Origin of the sequence: uncultured Shimia sp. (assembly GCF_913054185.1) — a bacterium.
Taxonomy (GTDB): Bacteria; Pseudomonadota; Alphaproteobacteria; order Rhodobacterales; family Rhodobacteraceae; genus Shimia.
The window spans coordinates 1-18,002 of the sequence record NZ_CAJXIV010000029.1; the positions used below are offsets into that span (position 1 = coordinate 1).

Below are 18,002 nucleotides of genomic sequence, written 5' to 3' on the forward strand. Positions count from 1 at the left end.
ATGATCACGACGATAACGATGATGACGACGACGATGATGATGATCATGACGACGAAAACGAAGAAGACGATAACGAAGAAGACGAAAGCGATGATCACGGCAGTGATGACGATGACGATGATGATGACGAAGACGATGATGATGACGAAGATGACGACGACGATGATGACGATGATGATGCCGAAGACGACGAAGAAGATGACGACTAAAACCGGGCTTTTGGTCTGATTGCGGCGTGATTGTTATGGGACTTCGTGATAGAGAATTAAGAGGGACCATAACCGCAACCCACCGGCGCTGGCTTTGGTTGGCGCCGGTTTTTGTTGGATTAAATGCATGAAAAAATTGGTCAAAACGCTTTCCGTGCTTGCTGTGGTGAGCACTTGCCTGGCCACTCCAGCCCTGGCGGATGGCCGTGTGGACGCGATCACACGCCAACTTTCTGATCAGGGCTTTGGCCAGATCAAGGTGTCTCGCACCTTTCTTGGGCGTGTGCGGGTTGAGGCGCTGCGTGAAGGGCGGGAACGGGAGATTATTTTCAATCCACGGACCGGCGAAATTCTGCGAGATTACTGGGATGAAGACTCCACTGGCAGCGGTGGCTGGCTGCTGGGCGGGGGCATGCGCGAAGAAGGCGACAAAGAAGATCGCGCGGAGAACCGGCGGGACAGAGAAGAAGATGACCGCGACGACGATCATGACGATGATGATGACGAGGATCGCGACGATGGCGACGACCGTGATGATGACGACCACGGCGGCGATGACGATGATAACGACGACGATGACGATAACGACGATGATGACGACGGCGACGATGACGATGATGATGATGATGATGACTAAAATTCGTGGTCGTGCCGTACTCATGAGGTCGGCTGCGTGAACCGGCCGTTTCTTCTTTTTGCGTTGGTGGCCTTGCAGGGGGCTTGTGCGTTTTTCTTTGTTGCGGACATCACGCTGACAGTTGTTGGGGCGCGGTCGTCTCCAATAAGTTGGCAAACCCGTGAGTTACTGGAAATTGGCGCCGCTTTGGGGCTGTTGCTGGGTGTTGTTCTGGGCTGGCTGGCGCTGCGGCGGACACTGGCGCAGAAGGCACAGGTGGAGGAAAGTCTACGTGGGGTTCAGAGTGCGTTTCGGGAGCATCTGGAGGCGACGTTTCAGGCGTGGTCGCTGACGCCGGCGGAGCGGGACGTGGCGTTGTTCACCATAAAAGGTATGTCGATTCAGGAGATTGCGGCGTTGCGCAACACATCTGACGGCACCGTGAAAGCTCAAAGCAATGCGATTTACCGCAAAGCAGGGGTCAGCGGACGAACACAGCTTCTTAGCTTGTTTTTGGAAGACCTGTTGGCGGAAGATGTCGACGGTTAGTGTGTTGATCAGAGGCGCGGATCAGCTGGTTTGGCTGACATCGTGCTCTTGCAAGACCCGCAAGGGCACAATGTCCAAAGCGCGCATATGGGTTGCGGCAAGGTTGACTTTGGGAGCGCAGCCTTCGTCGTGGGCCTGCAGGAAGCGAGCGGCGCAGAGGCACCAGGAATCCCCCGATTTCAGGCCAACAAAATTGAAGTTTGGCCGTGGAGTTGAGAGATCGTTGCCAACATATTTGGAGTAAGCGAGAAATTCGGCGGTCATGACGGCGCAGACGGTGTGGCTGCCTTGGTCCTGATCACAGGTGTTGCAGGCCCCGTCGCGGAAAAAACCGGTCAAAGGTTCGGTGGAACAAGAGGCGAGCGTGCCGCCCAGAACATTCACAGAGCTGTCTTTTTCTACCATGTCCCGACTTTGGCATAGGGCGATTGCAGCAAGCAACGGTGTTGACGTCGTGATGGACCGGAAAAACTTAAATGGCCATTCAGGTTTGGATTGACCCCTCGCGGTGCGCAGCTAAGCATGGGCGCATGAAACAGATTCTTGAACCCGCCCGCCAGATTGATGTGATCCACGAAACCGAGGTGTTGGTTGTGGGCTCCGGTCCCGGTGGCTTGTCAGCGGCTTTGGCGGCTGCAAGGGCGGGCGTGGAGGTTACGCTGGTGGAGCGGTTTGGCTGTTTTGGCGGCAGCATCACCACCGTGGGTGTGGAAGGTATGCATTGGTATCGGCACGAGCAAACCGTGGAAAGCATGGGTATTCCCAAGGAGTTTGAGGACGCCGCCAAAGAGGCAGGCGCGGCAGTGCCGGAGAGTCAGTCGCTGAGCTATGAAATCGACAGTGAAGGGTTCAAACTGGTGGCCGATCACATGGTGGAGAAAGCGGGCATTCACCCGATGTTGCACCGGGCTTTTGTGGCGCCGATCATGGACGGGGATGAAATCAAAGGCATCATCACGGAATCTAAGGCGGGACGCGAAGCCATATTGGCGAAAGTGGTGATAGATGCCACGGGTGATGCGGATATTGCGCATCGGGCAGGTGTGCCGTGTCAGATGGCCCCGCGTGAGGATCTGATGGCGGCCTCGGTGATGTTTCATCTCGCTGGCGTGGATAAAAAGGCCTTTATGGAAGGTGTGAAAGCCGATCCACAGACCTATGCGGATTGGGGTGGAGGCGGCGAGTGGAACATCGAGACCTCTGGCAAAGAGGATGAGATGTTCTCACCGTTTCTGCACAAGCCGTTTGCGCAGGCCATCAAGGCCGGGCTGATCCCGCCACATCTCAACACAATTGCGGGCACCTGGGGTGCGGTGCATGACAGTGGCGAGATGACCTATATGAACCTTGTGCATCTGGCGGGGATAGACGGCACCGATCCGGACAGTTTGACCGCGGGGGAAATCGAGGGCCGCAAGCAGGCGATGCTGGCGATTGAGGCGCTCAAACACTTCATGCCGGGTTGCGAGAATGCGCGCTTGCGGAACTTTGGCATGAGCCTGGGCATTCGCGATACGCGCAAGGTGGATACGGCCTACCGCATGACCGAGATGGATGTGCGCGAGCAGGGGCGGTTTGAGGACAGTATCGGGATTTTCCCTGAGTTTATTGACGGCTACGGCATTCTGATCCTGCCCACCACGGGGCGGTATTTTGAGGTGCCATATCGTAATCTGCTGCCTCAGGGCGTGAAGAACCTGCTGGTGTCTGGGCGTGCCACGGCGGGGCACAAGGTGGCCCATGCGGCGACGCGCAATATGGCGTGCTGTGCTGTGATCGGGCAGGGGGCTGGCGTGGCGGCGGCGTTGAGTGTGCAGCAAGGACGGGCGCTGGATACTCTGAATATCGCGGATATCCAGAGTGAGTTGGTCCGGCAGGGCGCGCGGGTGCATTAGGCGATTGATCGCGTTGCAAACTGGTTTTTAGCCACACTCGGGTCGTGAACATTGCAAAGTGATGGATTTTGTGATCCGCTGCATCTTATTTGATCGTGGGGTGTTTTTTGAAGGTACAAATTGCGTTTCAGGGCGGCGGTGCGCGTTTTGTGGACATGTTGCCCGTTGTGTCCGTTCTTCGAGAGTTGGAAGAAAGTGGGATCATCGAGATTACAAGAGTATCTGGAAGCTCGGCAGGCGCAATTTGTGCGAGTTTGTTGGCGATTCAGGCTGATATTGGCGGACTGCGGGCCTTTGCCAAAAAGAACGGCGAACAATTGCTTCTCGAGACCTCTTCGCATTTTTCGAGGGAGACGTCGACAAAAGTACAGAATGCGGTTGCTGTTTCGCAAATAGCGTTGGGGTGGCCGTTGGTGAAGCCGACCAAATTCCGGAAGTTCATTGCTACCCTTTTTGCAAAGAGTGTTGAAGATTTTTCGGATGATCCCGATTTTTGGGAAACGCTAAATAACTCTTCTCAGCGCGCCAAATTGTATGTTTCGGTGGCCGACCTAGGCAAAGGTGCTGGAGAATTCGTCGAAGATGGGGATTTGGTCGATGCCGTGGTAAATTCTTGTGCCTTTCCCTTTGCTGTCAAAAACTATCGTCAGTTGCGTGAGAATCAATTGATTGATGGGGGGCTGACCGAAAACCTGCCCACTAGTGCATTTATGGACAGCAACGAGGAGGGGCAGAAGATAATGGTCTGTCCTAAAGACAGATCCAGCGCTTCATCGTTGCCCAGAAACCCAATTTCATTCGCAAGTCGGTTGTTTTCTACCGCGATCAACAACCAGGTTGTTCGGGCCAAAATGGAAGATGGAGATTCCTTGGTAATTGATGTCGAAAGTGAAATCGAAATCCATGAAGTTCACAAAGGCTTTGCAAATCTCGTGAATGATGATTGGTGGGAGAGACGGAGGGAACGTTATCGGCAACGCCTCTCCGAATTTCTTGATATGACTCCGAAGGATGCGACATCTTCTGCCGTTCTAACCACTTCGCCAACGGCACCGTATTTCCGCAAAAACTTGTTTAAGATCTACGAAAATTTGTTTTCGCAACAGTCATATGAGCTTGAAAGGCTGGTGCATGTGGTTAGAGCCGATTGTTTGAACCAATCAGTCCGCGGCGTCCGTTCTTATGACCGCGTGGAGAGAGAAGCGGTTCTGAAGATTGGCGCAGATGGGTTGGCGTGTTTCCGTAGTTTTGCTCCTAAATACAAAGGCGTACAGGTGCCAACAATTTTTCACGCAACTTTGCTGGGGGAGGAAAAAGAGGAGGATGAACCTCTATCTGTTATTCCCATTCCGGTGGACACTCCTGACGAAGCGTTTGGGTCACCTGGCGTAACAATGCTGTTCTTCGAAGGTAAGAGACCGGACGATCTGGCGGGGCGCCGATTGCGGATTCGATCCGTTAATCATCATGAAATTGGTGTAAGTGAACTATTAGAGAAGAATTGCGACTACGTGAATTTTCAGCATCGGCACCATGTTGTTGCAAAAGAGGCCGCCATCTTGCTATTATATCCGTCCAACTTTGGCCAAATTGACGCTCTAGCGTCAAGAAAATCTGAAGTTGAGGGGTGTACTGTTGTTGAGCCACAAGCGTTGGCGGACTGGCGTATTAACAAGCCCTCAGAATTTGAGATGATCGGGCGAGTATTCGCTAACCTCGAGCCGCAAAAGAAGTTCCAAGTCGACTTTATTAAGCGGTCTTGATACTATGTAAGGGCACAAAATGTTGTGCCGAGTAGAAAAATGGAGGCAACATGCGCATTGGCATTGACGACGTCGCATTGTGAACCATAAAAAACTGAAGGAGGCGCTCGAGGTGGCGCCTCCTTCGTTTTAAGAACCGAGAAATACTATAGGATTGCTGGTAAGGACGGTCGTTGGATTAGGCCTGTCTCGCAGCATCGGTTATGCGAATCGGTTGCGTATTGTTAGCCGCCCGCTGTTTCAGCGATTTTGCGGAAGAGGGCGATGTTGCCATCAGTCACGCCGCTGTCCTTGAACTTGCGGTCGGCGGAGTTCACCGCGATCACCACACCGTGGGGGCGGTTGATATAGATGTATTGGCCGTAAACTCCGATGCCGAAGAACTCGCCCTCGCGCGGGTCTTTGGGCATCCACCATTGGTAGCCGTAGTGCAGCTTGCCTTCCTTGGTGTTGGCGCTGGGCACTGTGGCAGCGGCGAGCCAATCCGCAGGGACCACTTGGGTGCCGTTGTATGCGCCGTTTTGCAGGATCATCTGGCCAAAGCGGGAATAATCCCGCGTGCGGATGTTGAGGCCGCCAAGCACAAAGGCCACGCCTTCGCCATCGGTGACATAAAGCGGGCTTTGCTCATACCCCAGTTTGGAGATGATCTTTTCGGACAGCAAATCGGGGATCGACCGGCCTGTCGCACCACGTATGACCATGCCCAACACATGGGTGTCGATGGACACGTATTGGAACTGTTTGCCGGGTTCCACGAAGGTTTCCGTTAGACCTGCGGCAAAGCCGTCCATCGTGCCGCCCATGGCAAGGACGCGGCCCATGCGATTGATATCGCTGTTGAAATCCAGATAGTCCTCGTCAAAGGTCACACCCGAAGACATTTGCAACACGTTTAACACGGTGGCGCCGTCATAAGCTGTGCCTTTGAGCAGCGGCACATAGGTGGTGACCTGTTCGTTGATGTTGATCAGGCCTTCGGAAACCACAATGCCCATCAAGGACGATAGGTAGGATTTGGCCACCGACCAGCTGATCCGCAGGTCATCCGGATTGGTGTCTTGATAGTAACTTTCGTGCACTTTTTGCCCGTCTTTGAGCACCACCATGCCGGTCACGGTGCGGTCCTTTGCCCAGGCATCAAAGCTGGCGGGCATGGTCATGTCGGTGCCGTTGGCTAGGGCGCTGACCGGGGTTTCGCCTTTGGCGATTTCCGTGGAAAGGAACAACGTGTCCATGTTGGAGAAGTTGGAGATAATCTTCTCCTCTGAAAACAAAGAATTTACCGCCAGAAGGCGGGTGATTTCCTCGCGTTTGAGTGCATAGATCGAAAGCGCGGCCAGGATCAGCATCAAAAAAATGCGGCCAAGCCATTTTCCAAAGGTGCGCATGAGTGGGGTCCCCTCCCTAATTTTGTTGGACGGAGTTGAGCATTAAGCGGTGGTGGGCAGCAACGGTGACGTTAGGGGAGCTTGGCAGGGACCTGCCAGTCCACCCAGCGGCCGTGGAAGTCGGCGCGGCCCAGATTGAGTGTGTGGTTGCCTGGCCAGAGGCGCAGGGTGAGCGCGGCGCCGTGGGGGTTGTCATCAGCCTCGTAAGACAGCCACGCGAGTGGGGTGTTTTCTGTGGCTTGTGCGCCGGCAGTCTCCAACAGGGTCGTGCCGTGTTTTTGGCGGTCCGGTGGAAAGTACTGCCAGGCGACGGTGGAGTAGACCATGTGCAGTTCATTGGCATCGGGTGCGGAAATACGGCCCTGTAACCAAGTGATGGCGTCGTCTTGGTCCAGTTCAGCGGTGTTGAGCGCGATTGCGGCTTGGGTGCGGTGAAGGCGTTCTTCTTGATCAGCCCAGAGATAACTCTGCAGACGCAGGGCGTCCTCGGGATCAGCGCTGTTGAGCGGGTTGAGGTCCACCCCACGGCGGTTTGAGACCGTCAGCTCTGTACGCGGTGGGAAAGGGCCGCTCCATTTGGGAGAGAGCGTCACCGTGCTTTGCGGTCCATAGCCTTCGCCAATAGCCAGGTGAAATTGATCAAACATCAGGTTCAGACCTGCAGAAGCGCCCAATTCGGAAAGTTTGATCGGTAAGCCAAAGCGATCGGCTAGAAGATGGGCGGTGGCGATCAACACGGCAGAGCGGCGCACCTCGTTGGTTTGCGGCGCGTGGGTGATCCAATCGGTGAGAAAGGCGCCATGTGTATGTAGGGCTTTAAGAGTGGCCTCTAGCAGAGCCTCGTTGCTGGTTTGGTTGGGCGGGTAGACAGTAGTGAGGCCCGCGTCTTTTCCTTGCAGCGCCAAAGCGTGTAGGCCGCCGGCGATGCGCAGGGGCAGGCTGTGGCCTTTGGAATCGATGTCCCCCACAAACGTGTCACATTTTGCCGCGAGGGCCGTGTCCTTTGGCCAGTGGTCAGCCAGAAGGCGTAAGAGGCGCCCCATGAAGGGGCTTTCCAACGCCTCGCAGCTGTCCGCTTGTGACAGAAATGCAGCGCGAAGGGTGCTCAAGAGAACTTATCCATGAGTTTTTGCAGGGGGTTGCGAGTATCCTCTGCGGGCTGCGGGGGGGCAGCAGGGCTGGCTTGAGGTTTGTCACCTGTTTTGCCGGGTTTGTCTTTGGTGTTTGGATTGGCCTTGCCGGTGGACGGGCGCGGCGGGTTGAGGCGCATCGCGACCGCGTTGGAGAATTTGGCGGTATCGCCGTCGGCAAGATGTGCCGCGCCATCCGAAATGCCTCGCAACATGTCATCGAGCCAGTCCTGATCCATTTTATGGAAGTCGTGCAGCACGTAGTGACTTACCAAGTCCTTGCGACCGGGGTGGCCAACGCCCATGCGGACACGGCCGTATGTTTCGCCAATGTGTTGATGGATCGAGCGCAGGCCATTGTGACCGGCGTGACCGCCGCCCATTTTGTACTTCAGCTTGCCGGGTTTGAGATCAAGCTCATCATGAAACACCACCACGTCCTCAGGCGAGAGTTTGTAAAACCGCATGGCCTCACCCACCGATTGACCCGACAGGTTCATGAAGGTTTCTGGCTTGAGCAACAGCACCTTTTCGCGGCCCAAACGGCCTTCGGTCAGTGCGCCCTGGAATTTGCCTTTGAAGGGGGCAAAGCCGTGATCAGAGGCAATCTGGTCGAGCGCCATAAAGCCGATGTTGTGGCGGTTCTGCGCGTATTTGGAGCCTGGGTTGCCAAGGCCAACAAAGAGTTTCATGTGGTCTGCTCGCGTAAGTTTCTGCGGCGCAATATAGCTTTGCTAATGCGGAGAGGCAAATCACTCGGCGGGGGTGCGGCTTTCGCCCTTGCAACGTGTGAGATGATCTTTGTCATGCAGTTTTAGGCGGCGCGAGGCGGTAAAATCTCGGCGCACATGGTCCCACCATGCCCCAAGGTAGCTGCGCTCGGCTTCGGCATGAAACACCTCCGGCGCGGTGCGATGTAGAGTGGGCAAGCGTGACCAGGGAACATTTGGGAAAGAGTGGTGCTCGTTGTGGTAGCCGGTGTTGAACAGCAGCCAGTTTATGGGGCCGTAGCAGGAGCGGGTAGGGTTCACATCGTCATCGCCCGGGTGCTCGCTCAGGGATTGTCCAAGGTTGGAAATGCCCAGTTTTCCGAGAAAAAACGACAGAGACCACAGGTGGTAGAGCAGGGCCCATGGATCCAAAATGACCAGCATTGTGATGTTGGAGAAAGCGGAGACTACGATGTAGGGGCGCATTTCGGAGGCGCTTGCCGACGTTCCGGTGAAACGAGGTTGGGGGTCACGTATTGGGCGACCGGAGGCTTTGGCGTAGAGCGGCGGCAGGATTTTGTCAGCGATAAAGACGGAGCCAAGGGGGAGGGCGTGCAGGAACAGCGTCAACGCGGTGAGCAATTTTTGCAGCACGGGGTGAGTGCGGCCAATGGCAACGCGGGCCTGTAAGGCGCAGAGGTCTTCGTGTTCGTAGTCGTTATCATAGTCACCCACAAAGGGATGGTGGCTGGTGACGTGCTGATGTTGATAGGTGAGCTGCTTGCCGTAGGAAGTCAGAATGAATTCCAACCCAAGGTCAAACGCCAGCTTTGGGCCGGGATCGCGGAACACCAGTTTATGGCAGGTTTCGTGAATGAGGCTGGCGGCGGAATGGTAGGTCAATTGTCCTATTAGAAAGGCGGTGAGGCCGATCACCCACAGTGGTTGGTCAGACACCAGCCACGCGATGCTCCAATGCACGGCGAGCAGCAGAGGCAAGGCAAATGCGGTCAGCGGTTGTGTGCCAGCAAGATCAGCCAGTTCCGGATGGGCGGTCAAAGCCAATTTGCGCATCTCGTTATGGCGACGGGATTGCGGAGAAATGCCTTGGGGGCGAGAAGCTTTTGACGTGGAACTCATGGCGCTAGACAATACTCAAAACAGACAGGATCACCCTGACGCGCTGTGTCAGGCCGGTCAATGTTTCTGCTTCTTCTTACCGTAAATGTACCCACGTAGGCCCATCGCAGATGTGCCGGGGGCAGTGCCGCTCAGGCTCAAGCTTTGGGCATGAGCCGTGTAAAAGACTCTCAAGCGGCGAGGAGAGTCGGTGTGCGGATTTCCGCACAAGTCGCAATTGGCCAGTGCGGGAAATCGCACGGACCGAGTTTGGAGACGTGCGCGAGGTGGTTTGTTTTTTGTTGTAACATTCTGCAAACAAACAAAAAAAAATGATCAGACGGGCAAACATAAAGAAACAGTTGAGCGGGCTTCCGCCGACAGTCACAGTTTTGTCATCAGACGTCCCAATTGGGGCGTTGGAGGAAGACTGATTGTTCCTGGGAGGAAACGACATGAAATTTTTGACCACCGCCGCCACCGCGTTGGCGCTGACCGTGACCGGTGCAAGCTTTGCATCCGCAGCCTGCGACGCGGGCGAGATTGTTGTGAAGTTCAGCCACGTGACCAACACTGACAAGCACCCAAAAGGGATTGCTGCGTCACTGCTGGAAAAGCGCGTGAACGAGGAGATGAACGGCGTGATGTGCATGGAAGTTTTCCCAAACTCCACGCTTTACAACGACAACAAGGTTCTGGAAGCGATGCTGCAGGGCGATGTTCAGTTGGCTGCGCCGTCCCTGTCCAAATTTGAAAAGTTCACCAAACAGTTCCGCCTGTTTGACCTGCCGTTCATGTTCAAAGACGTGAATGCAGTGGATGCGTTCCAAGCGTCTGACAACGGTCAGGATCTTCTGAACAGCATGCAGCGCCGTGGCCTGCAAGGCCTGGGCTACTGGCACAACGGCATGAAGCAGATGTCTGCAAATGTGCCTTTGAATGTGCCGACCGACGCAAACGGCCTGAAATTCCGGGTTCAATCCTCTGATGTGCTGGTTGCGCAGATGGAAGCCATGGGTGGTTCCCCGCAGAAGATGGCGTTCTCCGAAGTATACGGCGCGCTGCAGCAGGGTGTTGTAGACGGTCAGGAAAATACTTGGTCCAACATCTACGGCAAGAAGTTCTTCGAAGTGCAGGACGGCGTGACCGAAACCAACCACGGCATTCTGGACTATCTGGTTGTGGCCTCTGTGGACTGGCTGGATAGCCTGCCAGAAGATGTACGCACGCAGTTCATCACCATCTTCCAAGAAGTGACCCACGTGCGCAACGCGGAATCTTATGCGGTGAACCAGGCAGCAAAACAGTCGATCATCGATGCCGGCGGCACCATCCGTACTTTGGATGCCGCAGCACGTGACGAATGGGTCAACACCATGAAGCCGGTTTGGGAGAAGTTCTCCGACGACGTAGGTCAGGAAAACATCGACGCAGCACAGGCGATCAACGCCTCCATGTAAGTCTCTGACTTAAGTCTAAATTTTGGAGCGGGCGGGCCGCAAAAGGCCCGCCCGTTTTGCAAACAAACACTCACGGGACGCGGGACAATGCAAACCAAGCATACCTTTGTGGACCGGATTGAAGAAACGCTGATCGCGTTTTTTCTGGGCATGATGACATTGATTACCTTTGCCAATGTGATTGCCCGGTTCGGTTTTAACTCCAACATTCTATGGGCTCTGGAAGCGACCGTTTTCCTATTTGCCTGGCTGGTGCTTCTGGGCGCCTCTTATGCGGTCAAAAAACATGCACACCTTGGCGTGGACGTGATCATCAATATGGTGAGCCCGACGGCGGCGCGCATCATTGGTCTGATCGCGGCGGCGGCCTGTCTGGCCTATGCAGTGCTGATGCTCAAAGGTGCCTACGACTACTGGGCAGTTTTTGCCGACCTACCGCCAACTTCCGGGCGTTGGTTCCCAACAGGTTTTGCCGAGAAATTCCGCAGCCAGTCCTTCTATGAAGTGCAGGATGTGCCGATGATTGGCGCGTTCCAGTTCCTCGAAGACCTGATCAACTACGGCGATGAGTATGAAAAATTGCCCAAGGTGGTGCCCTATATCGTGCTGCCGATTGGTATGCTGTTGCTGACCTATCGCTTTATTCAGGCCTCTATGCAGATATTCCGCGGACAGACCGACCGTCTGGTGGCAAGCCACGAGGTTGAAGACGAAATTGAAGAAGTGCGTGCACTTCAAGGGGAGCACGACTGATGGCTGTTGTCCTACTATTCTCCATGGTCATTGGCCTCTTGCTGATCGGTGTGCCGATTGCGGTGTCCCTTGGCCTCAGCTCGATACTATTCCTGCTGTTTTTCTCGGACGCCACTTTGGCCTCTGTTGCGGGCACGTTGTTTGAAGCCTTTGAAGGCCATTTCACCCTGTTGGCGATCCCGTTCTTCATTCTGGCGTCGAGCTTCATGACCACAGGTGGTGTGGCGCGGCGGATCATCCGCTTCTCCATCGCTTGTGTGGGGCACTTGCCGGGTGGATTGGCGATTGCGGGTGTGTTTGCCTGTATGATGTTTGCGGCATTGTCTGGCTCTTCGCCTGCAACGGTTGTGGCCATCGGTTCCATCGTGATCGCGGGTATGCGTCAGGTAGGTTACTCCAAGGAGTTTGCTGCGGGTGTGATTTGTAACGCGGGCACACTGGGAATCCTGATCCCGCCGTCCATCGTGATGGTGGTGTATGCGGCGGCTGTAGAAGTCTCCGTGGGTCGGATGTTCCTGGCCGGGGTTATTCCAGGCCTGATGGCGGGCCTGATGCTGATGATCACCATCTATGTGATGGCGAAAGTCAAAAACCTGCCAAAAGGGGAATGGCTGGGCTGGGGGGAAATCCTTCAGTCCGGACGTGACGCAGGCTTTGGTCTGTTCCTGATTGTGATCATTTTGGGTGGTATCTACGGCGGTGTGTTCACGCCCACCGAGGCGGCAGCTGTTGCGGCGGTCTATGCTTTCCTGATTGCCTGCTTTGTATACAAAGACATGGGGCCATTGGCCGCAGACAACAACGGCGGGCATAAGGTCTCGTTGTTCAAGAAACCTTATGCTCTGATCACGGCTTTTGTGCATGGCGACACCAAACACACGCTGTTTGAGGCGGGTAAGTTGACCATCACGCTGCTGTTTGTGATCGCCAACGCGCTGATCTTGAAACACGTGCTGACCGAACAGCAAGTACCGCAACAGATTGCCGGTGCAATGTTGAACGCGGGCTTTGGTCCGGTGATGTTCCTGATTGTGGTGAACGTGATCCTGCTGATTGGCGGTCAGTTTATGGAGCCATCAGGTTTGTTGGTGATTGTGGCGCCGCTGGTGTTCCCGATTGCCATTGAGCTGGGCATCGATCCAATCCACCTGGGCATCATCATGGTGGTGAACATGGAGATTGGGATGATCACACCGCCGGTGGGTCTCAACTTGTTTGTGACCTCGGGTGTGGCGGGCATGCCGATGATGAGTGTTGTGCGTGCGGCGCTGCCGTTCCTCGCAGTGCTCTTTGTCTTCCTGATTATGGTGACCTACATCCCTTGGATTTCGACATATTTGCCGAATACCTTCATGGGGCCTGAAATCATCACCAAATAGCACAGGTGAGTGAGCGGTGCGCTTCCGTGAGCTTATTCGATGAGATGAGAGGCGACGTTCCAAATTGGGGCGTCGTTTCTTTTTGTGGAGCGTAGAAGGGAAATTGCTGAGAAGCGGTTCAGGGCTGGTGTGCCCTGAATGCGCCAAACGATTGGGCTCAGGCGCGCGTGGCGATGTAGCCGCAGCTTGTGCGGCTGGGTGGGCCTTTGGAGAAAGGCACGGTCTGGATGTTGGTGAAGCCTGTGGCGGTGAGCATCTTGTGGACTTGGTGGGGGGCGAAGGCCTTGTGTCCCCAGCGCCAACGCACCAGCGCCGTGCACCAGTGGGGTTTGCTGATCGAGAGGGCGATTTGACCACCAGTGCGCAGGCGGCTGGCAAACCAGCTGAGGCCGTCTTGGGGCGCGTCGAGGTGTTCGATCACATGGGCCGAGAGCAGGAGGTCGCAGTGGTCTTGAGGAATGGCGGTGCTGCCGAGGATATTTTGGTGAAAAATTGTGTTGGGCACAGAGGCGAAGATTCTGCGGGCTTGGGTCAGCATCTCGTCGGAACTGTCAAGCATGTGTAGGGCGTTGTGAGGTTGGTTGGTTTTGAGCCATGCCTGTGCCAGCGCGCCGGTGCCGCAGCCTGCGTCCAGAACGGTTGGCTTGATTGCCGTCGCAGGAAGGGCCGCGATGAGGTCGTCATAGGCGGCGGGGTAGCCAAGGCGCGTGATATCGCTGTGCCAGCGGTGTGAGAACCGGGCATAAAGCGAAGAGAGCGACGCTTTGGCCATGTGACTATGCGGCGTCGAGCGCGGTGATGATAGCGCTAAAGTCGCTGGCTTTCAGACTTGCGCCACCAACAAGTGCGCCGTCGACGTTTGATACAGCAAAAATCTCTTCGGCGTTGTTGGGTTTTACAGAACCGCCATAGAGCAGCGGCACAGTACGACCCACGCCTTCGCCAAAACGGCGCTCCAGACGCATGCGCATGAAGTCGTGGACCTCGCCAATTTGGCTCATGGTGGGGACTTTACCAGTGCCAATCGCCCAGATCGGTTCATACGCGACAACCAGGTTTTCACCGGTTGCACCGTCTGGGATGGAGCCCGCCAGCTGGCCACCGATGATGTCCAGCGTGTTGTCGGCTTCGCGTTCAGACAGGCTTTCGCCAACGCAGATCACAGTGATAAGGCTGGCATCCCAGGCGGTTTTCGCTTTGGTACGCACGTCTTCGTCGCGCTCGTTATGGTCTTGGCGGCGCTCAGAATGGCCGAGGATCACATGGGAGGCACCGGCATCTTTCAGCATGTCAGCAGCGACGTCACCAGTGTGAGCACCGCTGGTGCTGGCATGGCAGTCCTGCCCGCCGATGGCGACATTTCCGGCCACGTCTTTGGCGCGAGAGATCAGTGTGGATGGAGGGCAGATGAGGATGTCGGTGCTGTCTGATGTGGAAAGTGCAGCGAGCGCCTGAAGCTCCGCCAAAGCGGCGGCGGTGCCGTTCATTTTCCAATTGCCTGCTGCCAGCTTGCGTCGCATCATGTGCCCCTTCAATAAATTGTGTTGGTTGGCAAAGTCATGCGGGGGCAGAGGGCTTAGGTCAAGGCCGTCAGGTTAATTTTGGTGCGCCGTTAGCCGCAACTTGTTCCGCAAGCTCGTCCATGTCTTTGAATTTGATGGATTCGCCACAGCCACAAGCATCTGCCACATTGGGATTGTTGAACTTAAAGCCGCTTTCCAGAAGCGAAACCTCATAGTCAATTTCGGTGCCAAACAGGAACATTTGCGCCATGGGGGCAATCATCACAACGGCGCCGTCTTTTTCAACAATTTCGTCATGCGGATCACGGTCGGTCACGTAGTCCATGGTATATTCCATGCCTGCACAACCGCCTTTTTTCACGCCAATGCGCAGGCCAGCGTGGCCCTCTTTGTCCATCAGCCGGGCGATCTGTTTGATCGCCGCAGGTGTCATAGACAATGCTTGTTTTCCGGGAATGCCAAACATCGACTTTCCTTTCTAACCTATTGAAAGGTTACATAAAGCCCAACTCAAGGCGAGCTTCGTCGCTCATCATTTCCATGCCCCAAGGCGGCTGCCAAACCAGCGCCACTTCGACGGTGCGCACGCCGCCAACACCAGCAATGGCTTCTTGTACCCAGCCTGGCATTTCACCTGCGACAGGGCAACCCGGCGCGGTCAGAGACATGGTCACGTTTACGTCGTTTTCTGCGTTGATCTCAATGGTGTAGATCAGGCCGAGGTCGTAGATATTGACCGGAATTTCCGGATCATAAACGCTACGGCAGGCCTCTACGAGCTGCTCATGCAAAGGGTGATCCACGCTGGAAGGCGCGATTAGCGGAGTGCCTTCTACGGGATCGGAGCTTGGATCGGGGGCCTGTGTCATGCTGTGTCCTGCAATATTCCTGAGCTTTTCATATAGGAAAACTTGCAGGCCACGTCCAGAGGTGGGACTGGGTGAAATTGGCGCATCTGTTTCGCGTCGGTATCGCGGCTGTTTTGCGGAGGTGGGAATTGGGGCTTGGGACGGTCCATTGCAGACCTCGTAACAACGGAAGCGGGGCCCGAAAGCCCCGCATAAAAAGTCAGTCGTTGATGTCGTGGTTGAAGGTTTTGACCTGGCCCTTGGGCAAGGCAAACACACGGCGCAAAACCAGCCATGCGATGAGGCTCAGCGCGGCAAACACCAAAAGGATCATGGGCACGGACAGGAGTTGTAGCGGGCCAAGCAGGGCAACACCGACCACGGCTGCGCCGATAGCGAAGCCAAGGAAGATGAAGCCGGGTGCCAGCACCTCGAGGATGGCCAGCACCAGCGCTGCCGCAAGCCAGACCCACCAGATTGTCAGAAGGTCTGCCATGTTTTACCCTTTCAACAGTTTGAAGGCGTCACCAAAGGCCTCGAGCGCTGCGGCGGGAAGGATAATGGTTTGTTTGCCATCACCGTTGCCAAGTGCATTGAGGGCCTCGACCTGTTTCAAAGCCACTTGGTATTGTGCTGCTTCAATGCCATTTTCCTTGATCGCTTTGGCAACCACCTCGGTGGCGTAGGCTTCGGCATCCGCGCTGATGCGGCGGGCCTTGGCGATTTGCTCTGCGGCATAAAGCTCAGCGTCAGCTTGTAGTTCCACAGCTCGTTTTGTGCCTTCAGCCTCTGTTACCTGAGCGCGGCGGGCGCGTTCGGCGTTGAGCTGTTGCAACATGGCGTCACGGGTGGCTTGATCGAGGTTCACGTCAAGGATTTCGGCGCGGGTCACTTCGATGCCCCAGTCGTCCACAGCGGTTTCGACGCTGGCTTGGATGGAATCGATCAGGCTTGCGCGGTTGGACTGCACCTCATCCAGGTCCATTTTACCAATGTTGGCACGCACGATGCCGGCCACGGTGGTTGAAATGGCGCCGTCCACGTCACGAATGCGGTACACTGTCTTTTCCGGCTCCAGGATGCGGTAGAAGACGGAGGTGTCGATTTGCACGAGCACGTTGTCTTTGGTTATTGCGTCTTGGGTGGCGTTGGGCAGCTGACGCTCCAGAATGGAGATCTGGTGGCGCACCACGTCCAGAAATGGCACCACAAAGTTGATGCCAGGCCCAAGCACCGAGTGTAGGCGGCCAAAGCGTTCCACCACATGTTTTTCCGATTGCGGCACGATGCGCACGCCTTTCAGAACCACAACAATTAGGAACACCGCGGCCAGCAGGATCACGATGTTTTCAGATAGTAACGAGAAGATCAGATCTTCGTTCATTATGCTCTCTCCCCAGAAAGTGTTTGTTATCTATGGGTTGCAATATGGTCACATTGGCGTGTTTTACAAGTTACATGGTTCGGCGTAAGGAGGGGGAAATTTTGCGCCAACTCCCCGATGTAAGGTCTCAGATGTCTGAAAAGTTCTCGTTTTCGTTGCATGCCACCGATGGCAAAGCCCGGACTGGGGTGATCAACACGCCGCGTGGAGACATTCGCACGCCCGCGTTTATGCCGGTGGGCACGGCGGCCACCGTGAAGGCGATGATGCCGGAGAGCGTGCGCGCCACCGGGGCGGACATCCTGTTGGGCAACACGTATCACCTGATGCTGCGTCCTACTGCCGAGCGAATTGACCGTCTGGGCGGGTTGCACAAGTTCATGAACTGGGAACGCCCCATTCTGACGGACAGCGGCGGGTTTCAGGTGATGAGCCTCGCAGAGCTGCGCAAGCTGACTGAGAAAGGCGTGACGTTTAAGAGCCACATTGATGGGTCCAAGCATTCGCTGACGCCGGAACGGTCGATGGAAATCCAAAAACTGTTGGGCAGTGACATCGTCATGTGTTTTGACGAATGTCCGGCGTTGCCTGCGGATCGGGATCGGATTGCGGAGAGCATGCGGCTGTCTATGCGATGGGCGCAACGGTCACGGGATGCGTTTGGGGATCGGCCTGGACATGCGCTGTTTGGCATTCAGCAGGGTGGCCTGGAGCAGGACTTCCGCGAAGAATCTGCTGAGGCTCTCAAAGAGATTGGCTTTGAAGGATACGCAGTTGGTGGACTGGCTGTTGGCGAAGGCCAAGAGAAGATGTTTGGCTGCCTTGATTTTGCGCCAGACATGCTTCCGGTGGATAAGCCACGTTATCTGATGGGCGTTGGCAAGCCGGATGACATTGTGGGGGCGGTGAAGCGTGGCATCGACATGATGGACTGTGTGTTGCCAAGCCGGTCTGGTCGCACAGGGCAGGTGTTCACTCGTCATGGCGTGGTGAACATCAAAAACGCGCGCCACGCGGATGATCCACGTCCGTTGGATGAGGCCTGTGGCTGTCCCGCCTGTTCAAACTATTCGCGGGCCTATCTGCACCATGTGTTCCGCAGCAATGAGATGATTTCCGGCATGCTGTTGACCTGGCACAATCTGCATTACTTCCAAGAGATCATGCAGGGCATGCGCGACGCAATTGCGGCCGGCACGTTTGACGCGTGGGAAACAGAGTTCCATGCGCAACGGGCGCAAGGGGATATTGAGCGGCTGTGAGGAGTTTCCCG

The 18,002-nt window shown here is 55.7% G+C and carries 20 protein-coding genes; 9 read left to right on the plus strand and 11 right to left on the minus strand.

What is annotated here, in order from left to right; all coding sequences use genetic code 11:
* From QZ517_RS08255 to QZ517_RS08265, 3 genes are all read left to right on the plus strand, one after another.
* Positions 1–209 (plus strand): hypothetical protein (locus QZ517_RS08255; protein ID WP_294224989.1); only part of this gene is annotated, 209 nt, incomplete at its 5' end.
* A 127-nt stretch (positions 210–336) separates the two neighbouring features.
* A complete protein-coding gene (locus QZ517_RS08260) occupies positions 337–846 on the plus strand; it encodes a hypothetical protein (protein WP_294224992.1) in 510 nt (169 codons plus the stop codon).
* A 36-nt stretch (positions 847–882) separates the two neighbouring features.
* Entirely contained in the window at positions 883–1,374 is a 492-nt protein-coding gene (locus tag QZ517_RS08265) for a LuxR C-terminal-related transcriptional regulator (RefSeq protein ID WP_294224994.1), read from the plus strand.
* Between the two features lie 21 nt (positions 1,375–1,395).
* Here the strand turns inward: QZ517_RS08265 and QZ517_RS08270 are convergent, their stop codons facing one another.
* A complete protein-coding gene (locus QZ517_RS08270; RefSeq protein WP_294224997.1) occupies positions 1,396–1,779 on the minus strand; it encodes a DUF2237 domain-containing protein in 384 nt (127 codons plus the stop codon).
* A 125-nt stretch (positions 1,780–1,904) separates the two neighbouring features.
* Between QZ517_RS08270 and QZ517_RS08275 the strand changes: the two genes are divergently transcribed.
* Positions 1,905–3,269, plus strand: coding sequence for an FAD-dependent oxidoreductase (locus QZ517_RS08275; protein WP_294225000.1), 1,365 nt, complete (start codon positions 1,905–1,907; stop codon positions 3,267–3,269).
* Positions 3,270–3,376: 107 nt separating this feature from the next.
* Positions 3,377–5,032: a patatin-like phospholipase family protein gene (locus tag QZ517_RS08280; RefSeq protein WP_294225002.1), complete on the plus strand. Its 1,656-nt coding sequence runs from the start codon at positions 3,377–3,379 to the stop codon at positions 5,030–5,032.
* 224 nt (positions 5,033–5,256) lie between these two features.
* Here the strand turns inward: QZ517_RS08280 and QZ517_RS08285 are convergent, their stop codons facing one another.
* The 4 genes from QZ517_RS08285 to QZ517_RS08300 all read right to left on the minus strand — a co-directional run bounded on the left by QZ517_RS08285 (position 5,257) and on the right by QZ517_RS08300 (position 9,403).
* A complete protein-coding gene (locus QZ517_RS08285) occupies positions 5,257–6,423 on the minus strand; it encodes a serine hydrolase (protein WP_294225005.1) in 1,167 nt (388 codons plus the stop codon).
* A 71-nt stretch (positions 6,424–6,494) separates the two neighbouring features.
* Complete coding sequence (locus QZ517_RS08290; protein WP_294225008.1) at positions 6,495–7,532, minus strand: DUF2332 family protein; 1,038 nt, start codon at positions 7,530–7,532, stop codon at positions 6,495–6,497.
* The gene (pth, locus tag QZ517_RS08295; RefSeq protein ID WP_294225011.1) at positions 7,529–8,245 is read right to left on the minus strand and encodes an aminoacyl-tRNA hydrolase; all 717 of its coding nucleotides are present in this window, start codon (positions 8,243–8,245) and stop codon (positions 7,529–7,531) included. Before pth ends, QZ517_RS08290 begins: the two co-directional genes overlap by 4 nt.
* A 60-nt stretch (positions 8,246–8,305) precedes the next feature.
* Positions 8,306–9,403 (minus strand): fatty acid desaturase, encoded by a 1,098-nt coding sequence (locus QZ517_RS08300; protein ID WP_294225014.1) that lies wholly within the window; start codon positions 9,401–9,403, stop codon positions 8,306–8,308.
* Between the two features lie 434 nt (positions 9,404–9,837).
* On the opposite strand from QZ517_RS08300, the gene QZ517_RS08305 reads away from it, so the two are divergent.
* From QZ517_RS08305 to QZ517_RS08315, 3 genes are all read left to right on the plus strand, one after another.
* Positions 9,838–10,842, plus strand: a complete 1,005-nt coding sequence (locus QZ517_RS08305; RefSeq protein WP_294225015.1) for a DctP family TRAP transporter solute-binding subunit — start codon at positions 9,838–9,840, stop codon at positions 10,840–10,842.
* 87 nt (positions 10,843–10,929) lie between these two features.
* The gene (locus QZ517_RS08310) at positions 10,930–11,595 is read left to right on the plus strand and encodes a TRAP transporter small permease (RefSeq protein ID WP_294225018.1); all 666 of its coding nucleotides are present in this window, start codon (positions 10,930–10,932) and stop codon (positions 11,593–11,595) included.
* Positions 11,595–12,974: a TRAP transporter large permease gene (locus QZ517_RS08315; protein ID WP_294225025.1), complete on the plus strand. Its 1,380-nt coding sequence runs from the start codon at positions 11,595–11,597 to the stop codon at positions 12,972–12,974. The genes QZ517_RS08310 and QZ517_RS08315 overlap by 1 nt, the downstream gene beginning before the upstream one ends.
* 157 nt (positions 12,975–13,131) lie before the next feature.
* Here QZ517_RS08315 and QZ517_RS08320 read toward each other — a convergent pair whose 3' ends face one another.
* The 6 genes from QZ517_RS08320 to QZ517_RS08345 all read right to left on the minus strand — a co-directional run bounded on the left by QZ517_RS08320 (position 13,132) and on the right by QZ517_RS08345 (position 16,729).
* Positions 13,132–13,746, minus strand: a complete 615-nt coding sequence (locus QZ517_RS08320) for a methyltransferase domain-containing protein (RefSeq protein WP_294225028.1) — start codon at positions 13,744–13,746, stop codon at positions 13,132–13,134.
* Between the two features lie 4 nt (positions 13,747–13,750).
* Positions 13,751–14,494 carry a triose-phosphate isomerase gene (gene tpiA / locus QZ517_RS08325; protein WP_294225093.1) on the minus strand — a complete coding sequence of 248 codons (744 nt, stop codon included), beginning with the start codon at positions 14,492–14,494 and terminating at the stop codon, positions 13,751–13,753.
* 70 nt (positions 14,495–14,564) lie between these two features.
* The gene (locus tag QZ517_RS08330) at positions 14,565–14,963 is read right to left on the minus strand and encodes an iron-sulfur cluster assembly accessory protein (protein WP_294225033.1); all 399 of its coding nucleotides are present in this window, start codon (positions 14,961–14,963) and stop codon (positions 14,565–14,567) included.
* A gap of 28 nt (positions 14,964–14,991) precedes the next feature.
* On the minus strand, positions 14,992–15,366 hold the full coding sequence (locus QZ517_RS08335; protein ID WP_294225036.1) for an SUF system Fe-S cluster assembly protein: 375 nt from the start codon (positions 15,364–15,366) through the stop codon (positions 14,992–14,994).
* A gap of 199 nt (positions 15,367–15,565) precedes the next feature.
* A complete protein-coding gene (locus QZ517_RS08340) occupies positions 15,566–15,841 on the minus strand; it encodes a hypothetical protein (protein WP_294225042.1) in 276 nt (91 codons plus the stop codon).
* A gap of 3 nt (positions 15,842–15,844) precedes the next feature.
* Positions 15,845–16,729, minus strand: coding sequence for an SPFH domain-containing protein (locus QZ517_RS08345; RefSeq protein WP_294225045.1), 885 nt, complete (start codon positions 16,727–16,729; stop codon positions 15,845–15,847).
* A gap of 131 nt (positions 16,730–16,860) precedes the next feature.
* Here QZ517_RS08345 and tgt point away from each other — a divergent pair, with 131 nt between their 5' ends.
* Complete coding sequence (gene tgt / locus QZ517_RS08350) at positions 16,861–17,991, plus strand: tRNA guanosine(34) transglycosylase Tgt (RefSeq protein ID WP_294225049.1); 1,131 nt, start codon at positions 16,861–16,863, stop codon at positions 17,989–17,991.
* Positions 17,992–18,002: the final 11 nt, after the last annotated feature.